The organism is Legionella maioricensis (assembly GCF_023618015.1).
In the GTDB taxonomy this organism is placed as follows: domain Bacteria; phylum Pseudomonadota; class Gammaproteobacteria; order Legionellales; family Legionellaceae; genus Legionella; species Legionella maioricensis.
Genome location: NZ_JAJKBJ010000002.1, coordinates 267,714 through 285,267, shown reverse-complemented (window position 1 = coordinate 285,267; position 17,554 = coordinate 267,714). Strand labels below are relative to the sequence as shown.

The following is a 17,554-nucleotide window of genomic DNA, read 5'->3' as shown; positions in this document are numbered from 1 at the left end:
TGCTATCTTCATGATTTAATTCAATTTATAGGGGGGTCTTTCTTAATTGGGATCAAATAAGGCTATTGATGACTTCAAACTCGGTCTTAATCCAGTTAACATAGATTCCTGAATCTCTTTCCAGAATAACTATGCGAACAATAAGCTTTCTTGATACTTTAATAACCGAAGTGGATAGCGCTCTTCGCACCCTGGTTCCGCCGCTCAAAAGAATACCGGTGCGCCACTCGCCAGCACATGAACTTGCGGACTATCCGCTTTCTTCATCGGCTAAAAAGCACATTGCCGGATTAATGAGAGTCAATCATGCCGGGGAAGTATGCGCTCAGGCGCTCTATCAAGGACAAGCATTAACGGCACAGTTAAGCCATGTTAAACAGCAAATGGCACAAGCGGCAGCAGAAGAAATAGATCACCTGGCCTGGTGCGAGGAACGTTTAGCTGAGTTAGGCAGTAAACCGAGCGTGTTAAACCCCATTTGGTATAGTGGCTCGCTGATATTGGGAGCACTGGCTGGTTTAGCAGGAGACAAGATCAGTCTGGGCTTTGTTGCCGAAACAGAACGCCAGGTGACCGCTCATTTGCAACGTCATTTACAGGGCATACCTGTTGACGATAAAAAAACCAAAGCCATTCTCGAAAGGATGCAAGAGGATGAAGAGCATCATGCGGCTTTAGCCATAAAAGCAGGAGCCGCAGAGCTTCCTCACCTCATAAAGCAATTAATGAATGTAGTATCGAAATTAATGACCAAGAGCAGTTATCATTTATAACCAGGAAGGTTAAAATTGGACAACAACACCCTGTTCATCCTTTGTGTTATTTTCGTAGCCTTCATTTTTGAATTCATCAATGGATTTCATGACGCAGCCAATTCCATAGCAACTATTGTAACTACTGGAGTTTTAACGCCTAGGCAAGCCGTATTATGGGCAGCCTTTTTTAATTTTATTGCTTTTCTCATTTTTAATTTAATGGTTGCAAAAACCATTGGCAGTGGTCTTATTGATACCAGTCTCGTCGACGCTCAATTAATCCTGGCAGCTCTGATCGGCGCCATATTCTGGAATTTGGTTACCTGGTATTATGGATTACCCTCAAGCTCTTCTCATGCATTGATTGGAGGCCTGGCGGGAGCAGCCATAGCGAAAGGAGGCTTTTCATCACTGAAACTGACGGGCTTTGCCAAAGTCGCTATTGGGATTGTTTTATCACCGACCATTGGATTACTGGTTGGCTTACTGTTTACCTTTTTGTTAAGCAAATTGCTCAAGCGCTATAGCGAAGAGCATCTGAATAGGCTATTTAAAGGTTTACAACTCGCCTCTTCAGCATTACTTAGCCTAACTCATGGGGGAAATGATGCTCAAAAAACCATGGGAATCATTGCTGTCCTGCTTTTTTCTGCGTCATGGTTAGATGGCGAGTTTTATGTGCCTTTTTGGGTAGTTATTTCGTGTCATGCCGTGATCAGTCTTGGTACCTTGGCAGGAGGCTGGCGCATCGTCAAAACGCTGGGAATCAAAATAACCAAATTAAATACCTTAAAAGGTTGTGCCGCTGAAACAGGAGCAGCCCTTACTATTTTTGTCGCTACGGACTGGGGGATACCTGTTTCAACAACCCATACAGTAACTGGGGCTGTTGCTGGAGTGGGTTTGTTCAGTGGTCTTGACGGCGCTCATTGGCTCATTCTAAGAAAAATATTCCTTTCCTGGCTGCTTACCATTCCTGCATCAGCAATGGTTGCTGCGGCGATAATCCTGTTTTTGAATAGGGGCTGTTGACCTTTCACTTTTAAAAGCCCGTCACCGATAAATATAGGCTGGGTGCAGAGTAGAAATTATTTTTTCACCCCAGACTCTCTTTCCAAGACGCTATTCTTTTGGCTATAAGCAAAATAAATAACAAAACCCACGAGCATCCAAATCACAAAGCGGACCATAGTAATCCAGGGTAAATTAATAATTAAATAGAAGCAGCTGATTATTCCCAGAATGGGCACATAAGGCATGCCTGGCGTTTTAAATGGGCGGTGCATCTCAGGTTGAGTTCGACGTAAATATAAAACGCCAGAACACACTACAATAAAGGCAAAAAGAGTGCCTATATTAACTAACTCAGCCAAATCACTGATGGGAACCATTGCCGATAAGGAGGCCATCAAAAAGCCACAAAGTAAAATGATACGCACCGGAGTTTTGGTGGAATTATTAGTTTTAGCAAACACTTTGGGTAACAAACCATCTCGAGCCATTGCTAAAAACACCCGGGTTAGACCATAAAATAATACCAACATGACTGTAGTCAGTCCTGCTATAGCGCCCACGCCAACCAAGCCCGCTGCTACTCTATGCCCCAACACCAGCAGGGAGTGACTGATAGGGGATGAAACATTCAAAGTGGGATAGTACGCTATGGCGGTAAGTAATCCAGAAACTGTTATATATAAAATCGTACAAATCAGTAATGAACCAATGATTCCTCTGGGTAAATCACGTTGGGGATTAATTGCCTCTTCTGCTGCAGTAGAAACGGCATCAAAACCGATGTAAGCAAAAAATATTAACGAAGCACCTTTCATGACGCCGCCCCAACCAAAAGGCATAAATGAAGACCAGTTCTCCGCACGAACTTCTGTAGAAGCAATAGCGATGAAAATAAAAATCACCAGTAGCTTGATTAGAACCATGAGGTTATTAAAACGGGTACTGGACTTAACACCTGCGATCAATAATCCGGTCAAAGCAGCTATAATAGAAAATGCCAATAAATTTAAAACGCCACCATCTAATGGTCCATGTAAAAAAAGTTTAGGTATATTTATTTTCATGGAGAGCAGAAAATCATTAGCATAACCACTCCAGCCAACAGAGACTGCTGAAACAGATATGGAATATTCCAAGATCAAGTCCCAACCAACTATCCAGGCAATTAACTCACCGAACCCTGCATAAGCATAACCGTAGGCACTACCGCATCCGCCGATAGCGGCGGCAAGCTCTGCATAAGACAAGGCGGCAAAAGCACAGGCAATACCAGCAACCACATAAGAAAAGATTACTGCAGGCCCCGCATAGGTCGCAGCAACTATGCCAGTAAGAATGAAAATACCGGCACCTATGATGGCTCCTACGCCCAGGAAGGTCAGATCAAAAGCAGTCAGACATTGAGCTAAGTGAGATTCATTATCTAATGACCCAGCAATATCTTTTTTGCGAAACAAGTCCATGATAGTATGCTCTCAGGTTTGCGACTTTTATTTCAATACGTTTCATTAGCTATTTAAAATAAAAAGTCTGGTTAACATCCGTCTAACTAAAACCTTTCATGATTAAACTCTAGCATTAAATGACTGCCAGTAGAAACCCCGGAAAGGTTAAAATTTGAATGAAAAAATTAATTACCAGCTTACTCATGTGTATTTCCTTAAATGCTTTTACTGCAGAAGATCAAAGCAGCTGCAGTCATTGGCTCTCTTTGTTCAAACCCATGTGTCAACGTCTTCATCAAGTATGGACTGAAGGAAATACCGACCTTTATTTGTCCGGCTATGCATGGCACAACAGATATATTTACTCGCGGGAAAAAATCAAAACCTATAATGAAAATGCCTGGGGGGGAGGTCTTGGTAAAAGTTTATTTGATGAAAAAGGCAATTGGCATGCACTCTATGCCATTGCTTTTCTTGATTCTCATAGCCACGTAGAGCCCGCGGTAGGATATGCTTATTCAAAAATGTTTCAAATTACCAAAGACCTTAAAGCAGGGATAGGATATTCAGTGCTGGTCACCTCACGAGTTGATATTAATCATAACATTCCTTTCCCCGGAGCCGTTCCATGGGCTTCCGTATTTTTTAAAAAAGTGTCCATAGGTGCTGCTTATATCCCGGGTAATTCAAGAAATGGAAACGTGTTGTACATCGTCAGTAAGTATACTTTTTAAATTACCAACTTCTGTAAACCAGTTGCCATGGCCTAAATCCTTTTGCCAGTTATCGCAATAATGTGCTATGTTTTCTAAAGGGATTAATATTCAGGACGTTAAAATGCAATCATTTGTGGAGCAGGCTCAAACGTATGCCGAGTATCATCAAAATGTAATCACTCGCTATACCCATTTGGCGGGGGTGCCCATCATTATACTCTCTGTAATGATTTTGTTAGGTTTTATTAAAATCATTATGCCCGGAGTTTTTGAAGTCAGTCTTGCCTGCCTGGTTACCCTGGCGGCTCTAATTTATTATTATCGCCTGAATTGGCAACTAGCCCTGGCACTCACCCCCATTTTGCTCATTTTATTATGGTTTTCCACTTTGTTCAGTCGTCATGGCCCCACTAAACTTGGGCTATGGGCATTTATCATTACATTTATCGTGGGGTGGGGTTTCCAGCTTTATGGTCATTTTATAGAAGGCAAAAAACCAGCCTTTATGACCAATTTATCTCAGGCACTTATCGCACCGCTCTTCCTGACTGCAGAGCTTTTTTTCATGGCCGGTTTCATGAAGCCATTAAAAGAGCAAATTTATGGCCCTGGGGTAGAAGAAGTTAAACCATAAATGAGATTGCCATGTCGAAGTCTGGTCTCCCTCTCCAGGCTTCGAGACAGCGCTCGGGCGCTTCCTCGGCTCGAACAGAACATGATTCATATTCCGAACGGGGGTTAACTTAATGACAGTAACCTACCCTATTCAACGTATAGATTAGTGGTCAAGTAGACAAGCCTTCTTGCTCGCCCTGCAGCCACTGGATTGCGTCAACGATCAACTGAATATTCGATTGTTTCAACTCTTCAAGCTCAGTAGAACAGAGTGTAAACGTCCCTTTGATCAGGACATAGGCACAGGCCATTGACGTCAATAGATTGATGTTTTGCAAATCTGGTGGCTTGATATTATTTTGCAGTACACGATGAAACGCTTGAGAATGTAAGTCGGCACCTCCCGCTGAGTCAGAAAGATAGATCTCGGATAAGAGGGGTGAAATGATTTTTTTATGCTGAGTTTCTAAAGTCGTATCTATAAGCTCTAACGCATAACTTTTCTCATCCTCAGTTGCTTTTTCCAGACCATTCCTGGCTTTAACCATGATGTCCTTATCGTAATAAAGGGATAAAGCCAACAAAAGCCTTTCCGTCGAAAGCTGAACTTTTCGCTTTAACACATCCCGCAATAATGCCGTAAGCTCCAGATCCGGGGTGCATAATAAATATTGATATTGCTCATTAAGATATTTTGCCTCACGAAGAATTTCGTGAAACAATTTCTTTAGGAAATAGGGCTCGGTGGAGGGGGGAAAATGACTTAAAGCTTGTAGTGCAACCAGGCTTAATGAGTCGTCTTTCTTTAAAATGACTTCCTCTATGAATTCCTGAGCATTTTTATCTTTAATTTGACTGGCTATATGGATAGCTTTTATTTTAACCTCATGAGAATAGCTGTCGAAATTTTTGCGTATCATCGATAAAATAACTTGGTTTCCTTTAAAGAAATCATCGGAGATATTAGTTCCCATACCCAAAAAGGGCAAATTCTTAATCAACTCGTCATACAATGACTGCTCCCGGGTTTTCATTACCGCTTCAAATGCTGAACGTCTGACTAATTTACTGCTGTCTGCCGTTAATTTCTGAAGTAAATTATTTATTTTTTCATCGGCAAGTTCACCAATAATATAGGCGCTCTCAGCTCGTTTTTCTTTATCTGCTGAGCCAATCATCTCGTGGAGTTTTTCCATAGCTAATGCTTTAGTGGCAGAGTCTTCGCTATGTTTAAACAGAATAATCAGTGCAGCACTGCTAAGGGGTAAAAAATCATCATTCACCAAAAGGCGAATAAACTTCTCTGATTTTTCATAATCAAGGTGGGCAGCAGTAACCAACGCTTTTACCTTGAGTGCGCCTTGGTTCTTTTGTTGTAGTAAGGCAATAATCTCGGCGAAGTAACTGACTAAACTATATTGTTTTATTTTATCCAGGGCATAGCCACTAACCGCTAAATCCGCTGATTTCATAACCAGACCAAGCACCGGATAAAGTTCGGATGAATCAATACGCTCAATAGCAGTCAATGCATAAATAACTTCATCAGGATATTGACTGGATAAGCAATTTTTTAAGAGCAAGAGATCTTCTTTGGTTGGATAGGGCAAATTACTGCCATCAAAATATCGGCTCGCGATGGCTTTGATTAAAGCCTTTATATAATCCGACTCAAGAGTCCATAAAATAAAGAGGGTAATGATAAAACAAAGGAGTGCAAAAGCCGTTAAAAACGCAATTGACACGCCAATTAGGCTAACCATTAGGATCAATAAAATACTTATTAAGGCGGTGGCAACTCCAACAACAATCACCTCGCTTTTAGATTGTAAAAACGAACGCACCCTTGGCGGAAACGGTTGCAACAATAATAAATTGCTCATATGGGTTAGAGAGGCTCTGATGCTGTCTTCAGCTAATTTCAAACCAACAATCAACCAAAAGACAATACCAAAAAAAGACGGCATGGCATTAAGGATTAAAATGGGTAGCGTTAATATAATGCCAAGAACCGGTAAGACAAATAACGTCGCCACTAAGCCAAAACGCCTCAATAACCAATTATATAAAAAGATGCTGCAAAACAAATCAGCTCCGTCAACGAGTCCGAAAAAAACGCCTAAAAAGGCCGCCAAAGTTGCTTCAGAAGGATATTTCGCCTCGGAAGCCGTATTAAACAATAAAGCAATGACATAGACCGAAAAGATGCCCAAGAAGATCAGACTGAATATTTTTAAAACATATTTATCCTGTAATAAAGTGCTCATTTTTATTTTTTCAATAGGCTCATCCACGACCACCGTAACCATTTCTTGAATGGGCTCAGAAGCCGTTGCATTACGTAACAATGCAGCGATGACGATAATTAAAAGAAAGCTGCATACACCAAGGCAAACAATAAGGTATCTAAGTCCAACTAAGCTAAGTAATAAAGGAGAGAGTAAACCAGCAACTACACCGCCTATACTTTGACATCCTTTTATAAGCCCAAAGGAGTTTTTCGCTTGTTGCAAGCTAAAAATTCGATTCAATACGGACCAAACAGCCAGCCCTAATAAATCAAAAGCCAAAATAGCCCAAATGAGAAGGGCCACAATAATTAAATTATTACCAATACCAATCAGTGCCGTACCCAAGAAGATCCATATGATGCCAATAGTCATGGTGAGACCAATAATGAGTTTGTTAAACGAAAGGCGGTATTCAAAAAACGTATAAACGACACCAAAAACAACGGTTAATCCTGCAACGGCAAGATAAATCTTTGGTAAAGTAGCGCTGCCATAATGAGTCAAAAACAAAGCAATAGGAAACGAACTAAAATAGCATTGCAAGGCTCCAGCGATAAATACCATTAGGGCCGACCATAATAACTTGCTTTGATCGGCATGCTTTATGCCCAGGTTCCGCAGAAATTTGTTATAAATTTTATTAAGCAACATATCCGTCCTTAATTAAGCTACTTAGTTTATCCCTGCAGTAACCCCTGAACCTGGATTGACATAGATTGCGTTCTTTTACAAAGCGCCTGGATGATTCCTTTAGAAATTCCCTCATCAAAACTCATCAACTCGTATAGTGCCGCGCTACTGATTGTTAATAATAAGCAGTCGGTTATTGCCGAGACTGAAGTCACGGGAGGATCTTTTGTCAATGCGGATAACTCACCAAAAATTTCACGTTCTGCCAATTCAGTGATCAGCCGCACGCCATCATGGACTTTCACTCGTCCTGAAACCACAATATACATGGTCGAATTGACGCCCCCTTTCTCCAACAGAAGCTCACCGGCATTAACTCTCTTTTCCTTGACAATAGAAGTCACGATATGAAGTAATAAATCGTCTGGTGTTTGTTTAAATAAGGTGACTGTTTTAAGCAATAATAATTTTTCCAAGGCTATCACGTTAAAACTCCTTTAAGGCCTCGCATCCAGCATTTACATAAAAGTATAGTAGAGACTTTATTTTGTAGTCATACAAAAAACCATTTTATTGTTACTTATTCCGCCTAAACTGAGTAACGTGGGCTAATATTGCACCTCCCCCCAAAGACAGTCGCACCAAAAGATAATTTATTTTCTGCTTTATTAAAGATCTTATAGTATAATTACAATACATATACGTACAAGGATGGGTTTATGAAAACTATAATTATCACTGTCTTCGTGTTGTTACCGGTTGTATTTCTTACTGGTTGCACCGCCAAAACCTACTATGGTCCTAACTACAGTAAGACTTATGTTTATTCAGGGACCGACGATTTATACTCCAAACGGGTAGATTATTTAGGTTATGGATTAGGCGGCCAAGGCCTTGGCGGTTATGGAATGGGGGGGTATGGACTTGTGGGTTATGGGGGCGAAGCGCCAGGCATGTAAAACAAACCAATTAGTCCTTGGAATTATCTGTAATCTTCTTAAACATGGCGTACCTATAGAAGAGATAAATCAGCACGTAGGTTGGGTCATTTTGACCCAACAAAAGTCTAATTCTCTTCCTACTCAATGGTCGATCATTGAGCACTTTGGCCCAATTGTGTATAATGCCGCTACAATCACTATAAAGAGCACTCCATGCCATCTAAAAGCGAAATTTTAAACGAAAACTCCGTATTAGACGAGAAGTTATTCAAAGATTCCCCCAAAACTGAAGACACGACATCACACATTATTTCATTTTTATCCGAAAAAGCGATTGAACAAAATAAGCTGCAAAAAGCACTAAGTTTATTTGCTTTCAATAAGAACTGTTATCACGCCAATCAGCCACAACGTATTAAGGATGCATTTGTCCGTTATGTGTCTAAAAACAATCAGAAGGCCGTACAAGAGATGCTGAATACGCATCCAGAATTCAAGATACACCAATTATTGGGGTACATTGCTTCGGGCAATCAGGATGAAGCAGAGCAGATGCTGAAAGAACATCCTGAATTACTGTTGCAAAGTGGCTCAGTCATTGACCCCTCGGGCCGTCACTTTAAAAACATCCGGCCTTTTGAACTGCTCTTATGGACCATGGATGTCCGCTATATGGCAAACATGGTGCTTCATTGCATTCCCCAAGATAAAAAAGGGGATGAAATCAGAATAGAATTACTAAAGCAATATAAAACAGTGATAGAGGATTTTGACGTGGAAAAGAAAACAGGAGGTGTGCATTTCACGCTTAATGGTGAGAAACACCATGAGAAGCACTTTGATTTTAAGCCACTCATTAACGCACTCGATACCTATGCCAAAAACTATGATGACTGGACTGTTAAGGAGCGAAGGGCGCATTGGTGTAAGGTTATCGGAAAAGAACAGCGCATGCTGCCGATGAACGTGCGACAGCATTATTGTGACCCTGATGAGTCATTTTACCCTACACCAACATTTGATAAACAGGAACTTAAAAGAGGCTTAAAACTCCATACTTTCGCTAAAGATGAAGATGATATTTGGAATTCTGGGTTAATTGGGCTCGGGGAAGATTTTGGCATCACCCGATGCGACGGCGTGGGCGGTGCGTGGGAAGTGATGGGCGGCGGTGGGCGGCCGCTGGCGACAATCGATTTGGCTGCCATTAGCGCCCTATGTAAAATGAGAACCATAGACTTGGGGTTGCTCAAAAAGCAACTGGAACAGCTAATTCAGAAATCGGAAGAAATTCACTTGGTTATTCGGCACCACTAATTGAATACAAATATCAACCACCAAAATTTATTGGGAATCAAGTGTGATGTTTTTTTAGCTTTTCAGGCTCTGACTTTTTAAATTTTTTTCGTCACAACACCAGTGCCAGAGCTCTAGGCCTGAAAAGACGATTACTCTCCTGCAAATTGTGGCATCACAATTTTAAAGCAATAATGAATTTTATGATTGCGTTTAAAATCCTGATCGATGGTTTGGCTGGTGATATCAACTATCGCATATTTCTCTGCAAGCTGTGGATCCATTTTAAACTGGCGAAAATTGGTAGAAAAATACAAAACCCCATCTGGATTTAACAGGCGCATGGCAGAATTCACTAAAGCGGCGTGATCTCTTTGAATATCCAAAGTATCCGTCATGCGTTTTGAATTAGAAAAACTGGGGGGATCTAAAAAAATAACATCAAATCTGTCTCTGGTTATTTTCATCCATTCGCGGCAGTCAAACTGCACAAATTGGTGCTTGGCTAAGGCAATATGATTTAATCTGAAATTGTCTTCTGCCCAACGCAAATAGGTATTGGAAAGATCCACGTTCGTGGTTAATGCCCCAGCTAATGCAGCATGTACACTGGCACTTGCCGTATAACAAAAACAATTGAGAAACCGAGTCCCAGGCTTTAATTCGGCAAAACGCAAACGCAAAGGGCGATGGTCTAAAAATAAGCCGGTATCCAAATAATCATATAAATTCACTTTTAATTTGGCCTGACCTTCGGAGACGATCATCGTATGATGCGACTGAGCCATTTTTTGATATTGCTCAGTCCCCTTTTGCTGCTTACGCTGTTTAACCACTAATTTATCCGTAGCTATCCCTAACGCCCGCGGAACAACTTGCATCACCTCCAGACTACGCTTCTCCGCCTTATGAACAGGGATACTGGATGGGGCTGCATATTCTTGCAACACCGCATAATCATTGTAAAGATCAATAGCATAGGCATATTCGGGCAAATCGGCATCATAAACTCGATAGCAGGAAATGTGATTTTTTTTCGCCCATTTCTGCAAATGGTGATAATTTTTTTCCAATCGGTTAAACAACATTTGCGCGTTTGCGGACAGGGTGCTTCCCATAGCTCCTTTTAATTCATTCTCAGCAGAGACTGCGAAACAATATAATTTGCACTCTAAAGGACCATTATACAAAGTATATTGTTTCCCTGCACGAAGTCCTATTGCCTTGGCAAGCACGGGATTGGAAGTCAGAACAGCAGCCTGCCAACCTTGATAATGGCTGTGCAGGGCAATCCCTAGCTGTTGATAAACAGGAACCAATCCAGTCGCGTCACCCAAGCGTTCACCATAGGGAGGATTACAGACCAGCAAACCTTTATTCGCTGGAGGTTGAATCTCTTTCACTGGGACTGCATCAAATGCAACCAATGGTAAAACACCCGCACGCTCCGCATTGGAACGTGCTATGGCTATGGCTTTATTGTCAGCATCGGTTCCTAACAATTTTACCGAAAGCGGTTTGACTTGCTGTAAGGCTTGGGTACGTAATTTTTCCCACAAGGTACTCTGATGTTGTGCCCAATATTGCAACGATTGATCGTGACGCAATAAACCTGGGGCAATATGAGCGGCCATCATCGCGGCTTCAATAACCAAGGTACCTGCGCCACAAAATGGATCTTGTAGGCCATACCCTTTAGCGGCCAATTCAGGCCATTTAGCACGTACTAATAAAGCGGCAGCCACGTTTTCTTTCAAAGGAGCCATCCCCGCTTTGCTCCGATACCCCCTCTGATGCAAGCTATACCCAGTCACATCAAAACTCACCGTTAAAACGTCATTTTTTAAGTGAGCATGTATACGAATTTGAGGTTTTTCTTTATCAACAGAAGGCCGAGATCCATTAAGTCGGCGGAAATGATCCACGATGCCATCTTTCACTACCTGAGCACCATACATGGTATTGCGTATTTGCTCAGAAGCACCATGAAATTCAATGGCTATGGTTTTATCATGAGTAAAAACGGTCTGCCAGTGAAATTCTGTACATAATTGATGCACCGCTTGTTCATTGGCGGTATTACCACTAAATAAAATCAGTTGAACTCGGTTGGCTATTCTGGACCACAGGCAAAGCTGATAAATCACCAATAAACTGGCTTCCCCATAAACTCCTTGAGGGCTCACGCGGGTCACGATCAATCCCAAAGCTTTGACCTCTTCTTCCAGTAAATACTCCAAGCCTTTGGGACAACTTATAAACAGTGAATAATTCATTTTATGGCGGACCTTAAATAACGAAAAAGCGCTTTTGCAGCACCTGAATTTTTTTCTTTTAGTCGATCATCCACTGCTTTTTTAATCAACTGCCTTAATTGCTGTACATCTTCTGGCTGATGGATATCAATAAATTCGGTCAGAGCCTCTTTTCCATCTTGAATTAGCTTATCGCGCCAGAGCTCCACCTCATGAAAATTGGCAGTAACCGCGCTATCCTCCTCCAGAATTTGTTCATAAGCGGCAAGAATTGCTTCATAATCAGCAGATCGCATCAACTTCCCGATTAATTGAGCCTGACGCCTTTTCGCCCCATGACTTTTAATTGATTTGGCATCAATGATCGCTTTACGCAAGTTATCGGTAAGAGGCAGAGAATCCAGTTTGGTCAAACTGAGATCAATGAAGGCCACGCCCATTTTTTGTAAGGTATCGGCTTCTCTTTTCTTTTGTGATTTACTGACTGGTTCTTCCATAGTATGCACGGTTATAAAAATTGTTCTGAATTATACTATAGATGTCTAAAGCCTGATACTACAGGCTTCAGAGAAGTGAAATGATAATGAATGTATTTTATAAAATAGAAGTAAAGGCCTCCAGACCGGCGGCGTCTAAGGCTTCGCGAGCTTTTTGTGCAATATAGTAATGAACCTTGTCGGTAGGATGAACATGATCCCAAAACACATATCCATCACAATTCAGCGGCTCTGCTTTATCTTTTAGCGGTATTAATTGATAAAGATAACTGGTAGCTGCTGCCTCTCTTAACTCAGGATTATTTTTAATCATTTCCCAGCGTAGTAGATCAAACTGTGGAGCTTGTTCTTTTAAGAAAGCAAATAGGGATTGATCATCCGGTTGATATTTAAGCAACCAGCCAGAGTAACTTCCCATATAACATGGATCGACCACGTTTGAAAAACCATAATCCTGCGCATGATCTATTGCACCATTGAAAAAGGAATAAAGATCAAAATAAACAAAAAGAGCCTCAGGATGTTTTAACTTCAGTGCTTTAATTTTAGCGGCTAATTTACGATTGTGAATTAGGGTCAGTTCAGTAAGCAGGGGCTGAAGGTGAGTATCCTCAGCCTGCGGCAGCAATCCAAGATCAGGGATATTGGGAATAAAAAATTTATTTCCTCCATAACTGATCAGACGCTCAACAGCCTCGCCAATGGCATTAACGACCGAGCTGGTAATCTCTTCGATATTCGTTGGCCCATTTAAATAATTATTAGCCCCTATCCAAATCGTATATAAACTGGTTTCCTTCTTGTCATAAGTATTCCAGTACAGATAATCATTTAATTCAATGGCGAGGGTAAAAGGCAGATTTTGTTTATACGATAAAACAGCACCGGCGCCTCCTACCGCATAATTTTGAAATCCTTCCGAATAACCCTGGGGATAATAAGAATTATAAAGTTGTTCAATCCAGAGAAGACCATTGGAAAAACGTCCTTGAAAATAAGGCGGGGAGATAGGAAATTTATACCACATATAACGATATAAATTACCCGTATCTGACAGACTGTCACCAAAAATAACCATGGTGTCAAAACGCTTGTTTGCTGCAAAACAAAAAACTGAAAACAATAATCCTAAAATCACACACATCATTTTTTTCATAAGTCTATCCTTGACTAATGTTTTAAAATTTTGACTTTTATTCAGCTGCAGCAAGCCCTCCAGACGCTCGAATCGGTTCCCTCACCGGTCGTGCTTTTAAATACGTATGACCAATAGCAAATAAATTATAAATTAAGATAAACAATAAAAGTAAATGGAGCCAGGTGATGGTTAACTGAGTAAAAACAGGAATGGTAATCAGTACGCCCAGACAGCCAGAAAGGCTTAAGATCATTGTTTTCTTTAAGGGAATTTTATCTTTCTGTAAAAATACCAGGGTAGTCAGCGGCTGTTGCATGGCTCCTGCAGTAGTCATGATCGGAAAAGCCACTACAGGTGAAACGTTCATTAAAAATAACACGCCTTGGACCATAACAAATAAACCGACGCCGACAGAAGTTAACGCCCCACAAATAACCAACGCAAAAAAGCCAATGATTAACTTCCAAGAATGAAGTTCTGTCAGCTCACCACCGACGGGTAATAAGCGAAATTGATGTGATATCAAAAGAACAATAATTAAGGCAAAGGAACAGATCATGGCCAATCGAATGGCTTGTTTACTAAGCTGACTTACTACAAAACCACCTAACAACCCACCGACACAAGTTCCTGCAACCAAAGTTAAAAGAGTGGTTAAATCGACATCAACCAAATGCATAAAAAATAACGACTCTATCGTTCCAGGAATTACTTGTGCTCCATTATTTACCGCAGGTAACTCATCATCGCGAAAAGTACCTAACAATTTGGCCAAAGCCACATTGACTGCGAAACTACCCACCCCTAAAGTATCGGCAATAAAAGCGACGACACCGCTAGCTACTAATTTGATACATTGGATGGAGGATAACGGCTCAGAAGGCTGTCGAGACAGCTTTAAAACCATCACCGCAACGCAGAATAAACTCAATATTAGTATGCCAAGAGTAATTAAAAAGATGGTCATTCTGTTCCCAATATTAAATTAAAAGTTCAATGCAACTGAACTGTCTGTAAGGATTCTTTCTTGCAGATTTTAATCCCCGCCAAAATCCAAGAACGAAAAATGTTCAAAACAGTATATACTAGTTTTTTTGTTCGGCAAACATCATTTAGAGTAAAAAAAATCCTTAGTGCATCAAGTGAATACAAAATGAACGCGCTTCACTTTTGCGAGGAAAAAGCTGTTCCATCGGCGCTATGCTTTTGCCGGGAAACAGCTTTTTTCAGATTAGACCGAACAACTTGAAGTATCAATACCCACCTGACCAAAAACATTTTTAACCAGACCAGTATCTATAGTTAAATCCTTAGCTGCGTAAATCACACCGCAGGCACCTGATTTAAAATCAGTACCGGGAGTCCAGTATTTAGTGTTGGCAATAATCATGGCGTGGTAAGCCGTTTTAATGCCGACATTTTTAGACAGCAAATAAAATGCTTTATTAAAGACACCACTAGCCGTATGCACTATAAAGCTTTGTCTTTCCTGAGGGTCGGGGATATTGGCATTTGCAAAAGCCAATAATTCATCATAACTAATGGCACAGTAGCCGCCGTTACTCTGGGCTATTTGCTTATCCAGACAGTCTGCTGAACTCCCATCAGATGAAGGAAAGTCCATAAAACGCAAGGCTTTACCAAATGAATCACGAACAATAGTCTCACCTATGCCCCAAGTCACAGCGTCAGGTTGTAAATAAGCTTTACTATACAATAAAGGTGTTTTCTCCAAAAGATAAGCTCGAGAAGCCTGGCCTGCCATATCGGACATGGACTCATTAAGCGCGCCAGATTGATCATGATACTCCAGTCCCGAATGCTGCTCGGTAAATCCATGGGTCACTTCATGGCCTGCGACATCCAAAGAAACTAGCGGATAAAACTCTTTACCATCGCCAAAAGACATGGATTGACCATCCCAAAAGGCATTATCATAACTTTGGCCAAAATGAACGCGCATGACCAGTTTCATTGCTGAACCGTCCGCTTGTTGCAATGCATTCAACCCATACCAATCTCGATACATGTCGACAATAGTGTGACCAAAATAATAGGCATCGTTGCTGGGCGAAAAAGCACCATTGATATTTTCTGCCACATTGTTATTACACGGATATTGAAAAGGGGTAACCTTAAGATTGCTCCAATCCCAGGCTGACCCAACATTCACCAGCTTCACCTTGGGATTATCCATCACACACTGACCGCCATTCTGAGTCACATCCAGAGCAGGAAGTCCATCTTTACCATACCAGTATTGATGCACTTTCTCATTGCCGCCAGGACCATGATCCAAATAAGTTTTAATATTATTCCATTGTTGCACTACAACACCTGTCTGGGCATCTATGACAAAGAAAGGCCATACGGGTTTATTATCCCCTTGCACGCTTTTGAATGAAACCAAATAGACCAGTCTTAATTCTTCATCTTGACCGGGTCGAATTTGTAATTCACTCGTCTCTTGCTGCGTTTCCGCCGCAGAATTAACGCTAAAATAAGATTTTTTGGCTAAATCAATGGCTTGTTGCGCTTTAAGTGCTGGCTGGGTATTGATTTGAACATCATCCAACAAATGTCCATTAACCAGATTACTTTGAGCATGAATACCTTGATTTATTCCTTTAGTAATCATAATTTGAGCACCGACTACCGGGATGCCTTTATATAGCTGTTGATAACGAATAATGGTCTTATTATCTTCTTGGGTTTGATTCACTTGTTGTAAAGAATTAGTTTCTGCTGCTGGAGCCCCTGTGGCACGGGCTGCTTTTTTGGGAGCTTGTCCTAAATGAAATTGATTTAAACTGTCTAAAGGAGCTTGATATAAGTCAACTGCATGAGCAGCTAAAAGGGTTGGTGAAATGAAAGCCAGAGAAAAAAAGATGCTTTTTTTTAGCATAGAGACCCCTATCTATTTGCACAATGCGCACCATGATGACACAAAAAAGACCATGATGCAATTTTTTTATTCAATCGCGAGTGGGGTGGTTGGCTTCTAAAAGGTCTTTTTTGAGTTCACCTTTAACTTGTTTCGGCCAGGAGGCATAAGATGGATTGATAGGAAATGAAGCTTAAAACCGGCCACTACGAAAATCGTCTAAAGCTTGCATTACTTCTTCTTGTGTGTTCATTACAAAAGGACCATAACGGGCAATTGGTTCATGCAGTTTCGCGGCAGCGATCAGTAAACAATGACTCTCCTCCTCTCCCTTTATAGTGAGTAGATCTCCAGGAGTAAGTGCTGCCAATAACTGTTGTTTCACCTTCTGCTCTCCAACGCATACCTCACCAGAGACCACAAACAATATCGCCTGATAATCACGGAGAATATGTTGCTGAATGCTAGCACCAGCAGGTAAACGGATATCCAAAAATAAAGGCTTGGTAGCAATATCAGTAATAGGAGATCTGGTACCTTGATCTGTCCTGCCGGCAATTACTTTGATTACGGCCCCAGAATCTTTAGTTTCAAGGGGCAATTGTTCGCTGGCCAGCTCCTGGTAACGTGGCTCTGCCATTTTTTTTGCGGCAGGTAAATTCAGCCACATCTGCACTCCCTGCAGTCGACCGCTGGAGGCAGAAGGCATTTCGGAATGGATGATCCCTTTTCCAGCGGTCATCCACTGAACATCTCCACCTCGAATGGCGCCCTTATGTCCTTGATTATCCTCATGGGTAATAGTCCCATGCAGCAAATAGGTAACGGTCTCAAAACCACGATGGGGATGAGGCGGAAAACCTGCCATGTAATCCAAGGCATCACTACTATCAAAATAGTCGAAGAGTAAAATCGGTTCAAATTCATTGGTCCTGTCGACCCCTATATAACGATGTAATTTAACCCCTGCCCCTTCCCTCATTAACCTACCGTCAATTAATCGCCCAACATCAATTTCTTCCATACACATCTCTATTACCCTTATTATTAATAGCATAGTTCAAAAACTCATCCTTT

The 17,554-nt window shown here is 41.3% G+C and carries 16 protein-coding genes; 7 read left to right on the top strand and 9 right to left on the bottom strand.

Annotated features, from left to right (window positions below; all coding sequences use genetic code 11):
* Positions 1–131: 131 nt before the first annotated feature.
* Both coq7 and LOX96_RS03515 read left to right on the top strand, forming a co-directional pair.
* The gene (coq7, locus tag LOX96_RS03520) at positions 132–773 is read left to right on the top strand and encodes a 2-polyprenyl-3-methyl-6-methoxy-1,4-benzoquinone monooxygenase (protein WP_250422316.1); all 642 of its coding nucleotides are present in this window, start codon (positions 132–134) and stop codon (positions 771–773) included.
* 15 nt (positions 774–788) lie between these two features.
* Positions 789–1,787 carry an inorganic phosphate transporter gene (locus LOX96_RS03515; protein ID WP_250422314.1) on the top strand — a complete coding sequence of 333 codons (999 nt, stop codon included), beginning with the start codon at positions 789–791 and terminating at the stop codon, positions 1,785–1,787.
* Positions 1,788–1,843: 56 nt separating this feature from the next.
* Here the strand turns inward: LOX96_RS03515 and LOX96_RS03510 are convergent, their stop codons facing one another.
* Complete coding sequence (locus tag LOX96_RS03510; protein WP_250422312.1) at positions 1,844–3,232, bottom strand: amino acid permease; 1,389 nt, start codon at positions 3,230–3,232, stop codon at positions 1,844–1,846.
* Between the two features lie 158 nt (positions 3,233–3,390).
* On the opposite strand from LOX96_RS03510, the gene pagP reads away from it, so the two are divergent.
* Positions 3,391–3,948: a lipid IV(A) palmitoyltransferase PagP gene (gene pagP / locus LOX96_RS03505; RefSeq protein ID WP_250422311.1), complete on the top strand. Its 558-nt coding sequence runs from the start codon at positions 3,391–3,393 to the stop codon at positions 3,946–3,948.
* Between the two features lie 103 nt (positions 3,949–4,051).
* Positions 4,052–4,564 carry an Mpo1 family 2-hydroxy fatty acid dioxygenase gene (locus tag LOX96_RS03500; protein WP_250422309.1) on the top strand — a complete coding sequence of 171 codons (513 nt, stop codon included), beginning with the start codon at positions 4,052–4,054 and terminating at the stop codon, positions 4,562–4,564.
* A 151-nt stretch (positions 4,565–4,715) separates the two neighbouring features.
* On the opposite strand, the gene LOX96_RS03495 is transcribed toward LOX96_RS03500, so the two are convergent.
* Positions 4,716–7,487 (bottom strand): MFS transporter, encoded by a 2,772-nt coding sequence (locus tag LOX96_RS03495; protein WP_250422307.1) that lies wholly within the window; start codon positions 7,485–7,487, stop codon positions 4,716–4,718.
* Positions 7,488–7,513: 26 nt separating this feature from the next.
* Positions 7,514–7,951 carry a Crp/Fnr family transcriptional regulator gene (locus LOX96_RS03490; RefSeq protein WP_250422305.1) on the bottom strand — a complete coding sequence of 146 codons (438 nt, stop codon included), beginning with the start codon at positions 7,949–7,951 and terminating at the stop codon, positions 7,514–7,516.
* A 234-nt stretch (positions 7,952–8,185) separates the two neighbouring features.
* Between LOX96_RS03490 and LOX96_RS03485 the strand changes: the two genes are divergently transcribed.
* From LOX96_RS03485 to LOX96_RS03475, 3 genes are read left to right on the top strand one after another with little or no spacing between them, the layout of a single operon-like run.
* Positions 8,186–8,425, top strand: a complete 240-nt coding sequence (locus tag LOX96_RS03485) for a hypothetical protein (protein ID WP_250422303.1) — start codon at positions 8,186–8,188, stop codon at positions 8,423–8,425.
* Positions 8,385–8,645: a hypothetical protein gene (locus LOX96_RS03480; protein ID WP_250422300.1), complete on the top strand. Its 261-nt coding sequence runs from the start codon at positions 8,385–8,387 to the stop codon at positions 8,643–8,645. Before LOX96_RS03485 ends, LOX96_RS03480 begins: the two co-directional genes overlap by 41 nt.
* Positions 8,621–9,724 (top strand): hypothetical protein, encoded by a 1,104-nt coding sequence (locus tag LOX96_RS03475; protein WP_250422297.1) that lies wholly within the window; start codon positions 8,621–8,623, stop codon positions 9,722–9,724. The genes LOX96_RS03480 and LOX96_RS03475 overlap by 25 nt, the downstream gene beginning before the upstream one ends.
* Before the next feature lie 131 nt (positions 9,725–9,855).
* Here LOX96_RS03475 and rlmKL read toward each other — a convergent pair whose 3' ends face one another.
* The 6 genes from rlmKL to LOX96_RS03445 form a co-directional block, all read right to left on the bottom strand.
* A complete protein-coding gene (gene rlmKL, locus LOX96_RS03470) occupies positions 9,856–11,979 on the bottom strand; it encodes a bifunctional 23S rRNA (guanine(2069)-N(7))-methyltransferase RlmK/23S rRNA (guanine(2445)-N(2))-methyltransferase RlmL (protein ID WP_250422295.1) in 2,124 nt (707 codons plus the stop codon).
* Positions 11,976–12,455: a ribosome biogenesis factor YjgA gene (yjgA, locus tag LOX96_RS03465; protein WP_250422293.1), complete on the bottom strand. Its 480-nt coding sequence runs from the start codon at positions 12,453–12,455 to the stop codon at positions 11,976–11,978. The genes rlmKL and yjgA overlap by 4 nt, the downstream gene beginning before the upstream one ends.
* 97 nt (positions 12,456–12,552) lie before the next feature.
* Complete coding sequence (locus LOX96_RS03460) at positions 12,553–13,611, bottom strand: SGNH/GDSL hydrolase family protein (RefSeq protein WP_250422291.1); 1,059 nt, start codon at positions 13,609–13,611, stop codon at positions 12,553–12,555.
* Positions 13,612–13,648: 37 nt separating this feature from the next.
* Positions 13,649–14,560 carry a sulfite exporter TauE/SafE family protein gene (locus LOX96_RS03455; RefSeq protein ID WP_250422289.1) on the bottom strand — a complete coding sequence of 304 codons (912 nt, stop codon included), beginning with the start codon at positions 14,558–14,560 and terminating at the stop codon, positions 13,649–13,651.
* A 264-nt stretch (positions 14,561–14,824) separates the two neighbouring features.
* Positions 14,825–16,498: a M4 family metallopeptidase gene (locus LOX96_RS03450; RefSeq protein WP_250422287.1), complete on the bottom strand. Its 1,674-nt coding sequence runs from the start codon at positions 16,496–16,498 to the stop codon at positions 14,825–14,827.
* A gap of 172 nt (positions 16,499–16,670) precedes the next feature.
* The gene (locus tag LOX96_RS03445) at positions 16,671–17,501 is read right to left on the bottom strand and encodes a pirin family protein (RefSeq protein WP_250422285.1); all 831 of its coding nucleotides are present in this window, start codon (positions 17,499–17,501) and stop codon (positions 16,671–16,673) included.
* Positions 17,502–17,554 lie beyond the last annotated feature (53 nt).

Excerpts from the sequence above, each read along its gene's own strand:
- rlmKL (WP_250422295.1), bottom strand. The coding sequence starts at position 11,979 with ATGAATTATTCACTGTTTATAAGTTGTCCCAAAGGCTTGGAGTATTTA.
- LOX96_RS03495 (WP_250422307.1), bottom strand. The coding sequence starts at position 7,487 with ATGTTGCTTAATAAAATTTATAACAAATTTCTGCGGAACCTGGGCATA.
- LOX96_RS03510 (WP_250422312.1), bottom strand. The coding sequence starts at position 3,232 with ATGGACTTGTTTCGCAAAAAAGATATTGCTGGGTCATTAGATAATGAA.
- LOX96_RS03460 (WP_250422291.1), bottom strand. The coding sequence starts at position 13,611 with ATGAAAAAAATGATGTGTGTGATTTTAGGATTATTGTTTTCAGTTTTT.
- LOX96_RS03445 (WP_250422285.1), bottom strand. The coding sequence starts at position 17,501 with ATGGAAGAAATTGATGTTGGGCGATTAATTGACGGTAGGTTAATGAGG.
- yjgA (WP_250422293.1), bottom strand. The coding sequence starts at position 12,455 with ATGGAAGAACCAGTCAGTAAATCACAAAAGAAAAGAGAAGCCGATACC.
- LOX96_RS03475 (WP_250422297.1), top strand. The coding sequence starts at position 8,621 with ATGCCATCTAAAAGCGAAATTTTAAACGAAAACTCCGTATTAGACGAG.
- pagP (WP_250422311.1), top strand. The coding sequence starts at position 3,391 with ATGAAAAAATTAATTACCAGCTTACTCATGTGTATTTCCTTAAATGCT.
- LOX96_RS03450 (WP_250422287.1), bottom strand. The coding sequence starts at position 16,498 with ATGCTAAAAAAAAGCATCTTTTTTTCTCTGGCTTTCATTTCACCAACC.
- LOX96_RS03455 (WP_250422289.1), bottom strand. The coding sequence starts at position 14,560 with ATGACCATCTTTTTAATTACTCTTGGCATACTAATATTGAGTTTATTC.
- LOX96_RS03500 (WP_250422309.1), top strand. The coding sequence starts at position 4,052 with ATGCAATCATTTGTGGAGCAGGCTCAAACGTATGCCGAGTATCATCAA.
- LOX96_RS03485 (WP_250422303.1), top strand. The coding sequence starts at position 8,186 with ATGAAAACTATAATTATCACTGTCTTCGTGTTGTTACCGGTTGTATTT.
- LOX96_RS03480 (WP_250422300.1), top strand. The coding sequence starts at position 8,385 with ATGGACTTGTGGGTTATGGGGGCGAAGCGCCAGGCATGTAAAACAAAC.
- coq7 (WP_250422316.1), top strand. The coding sequence starts at position 132 with ATGCGAACAATAAGCTTTCTTGATACTTTAATAACCGAAGTGGATAGC.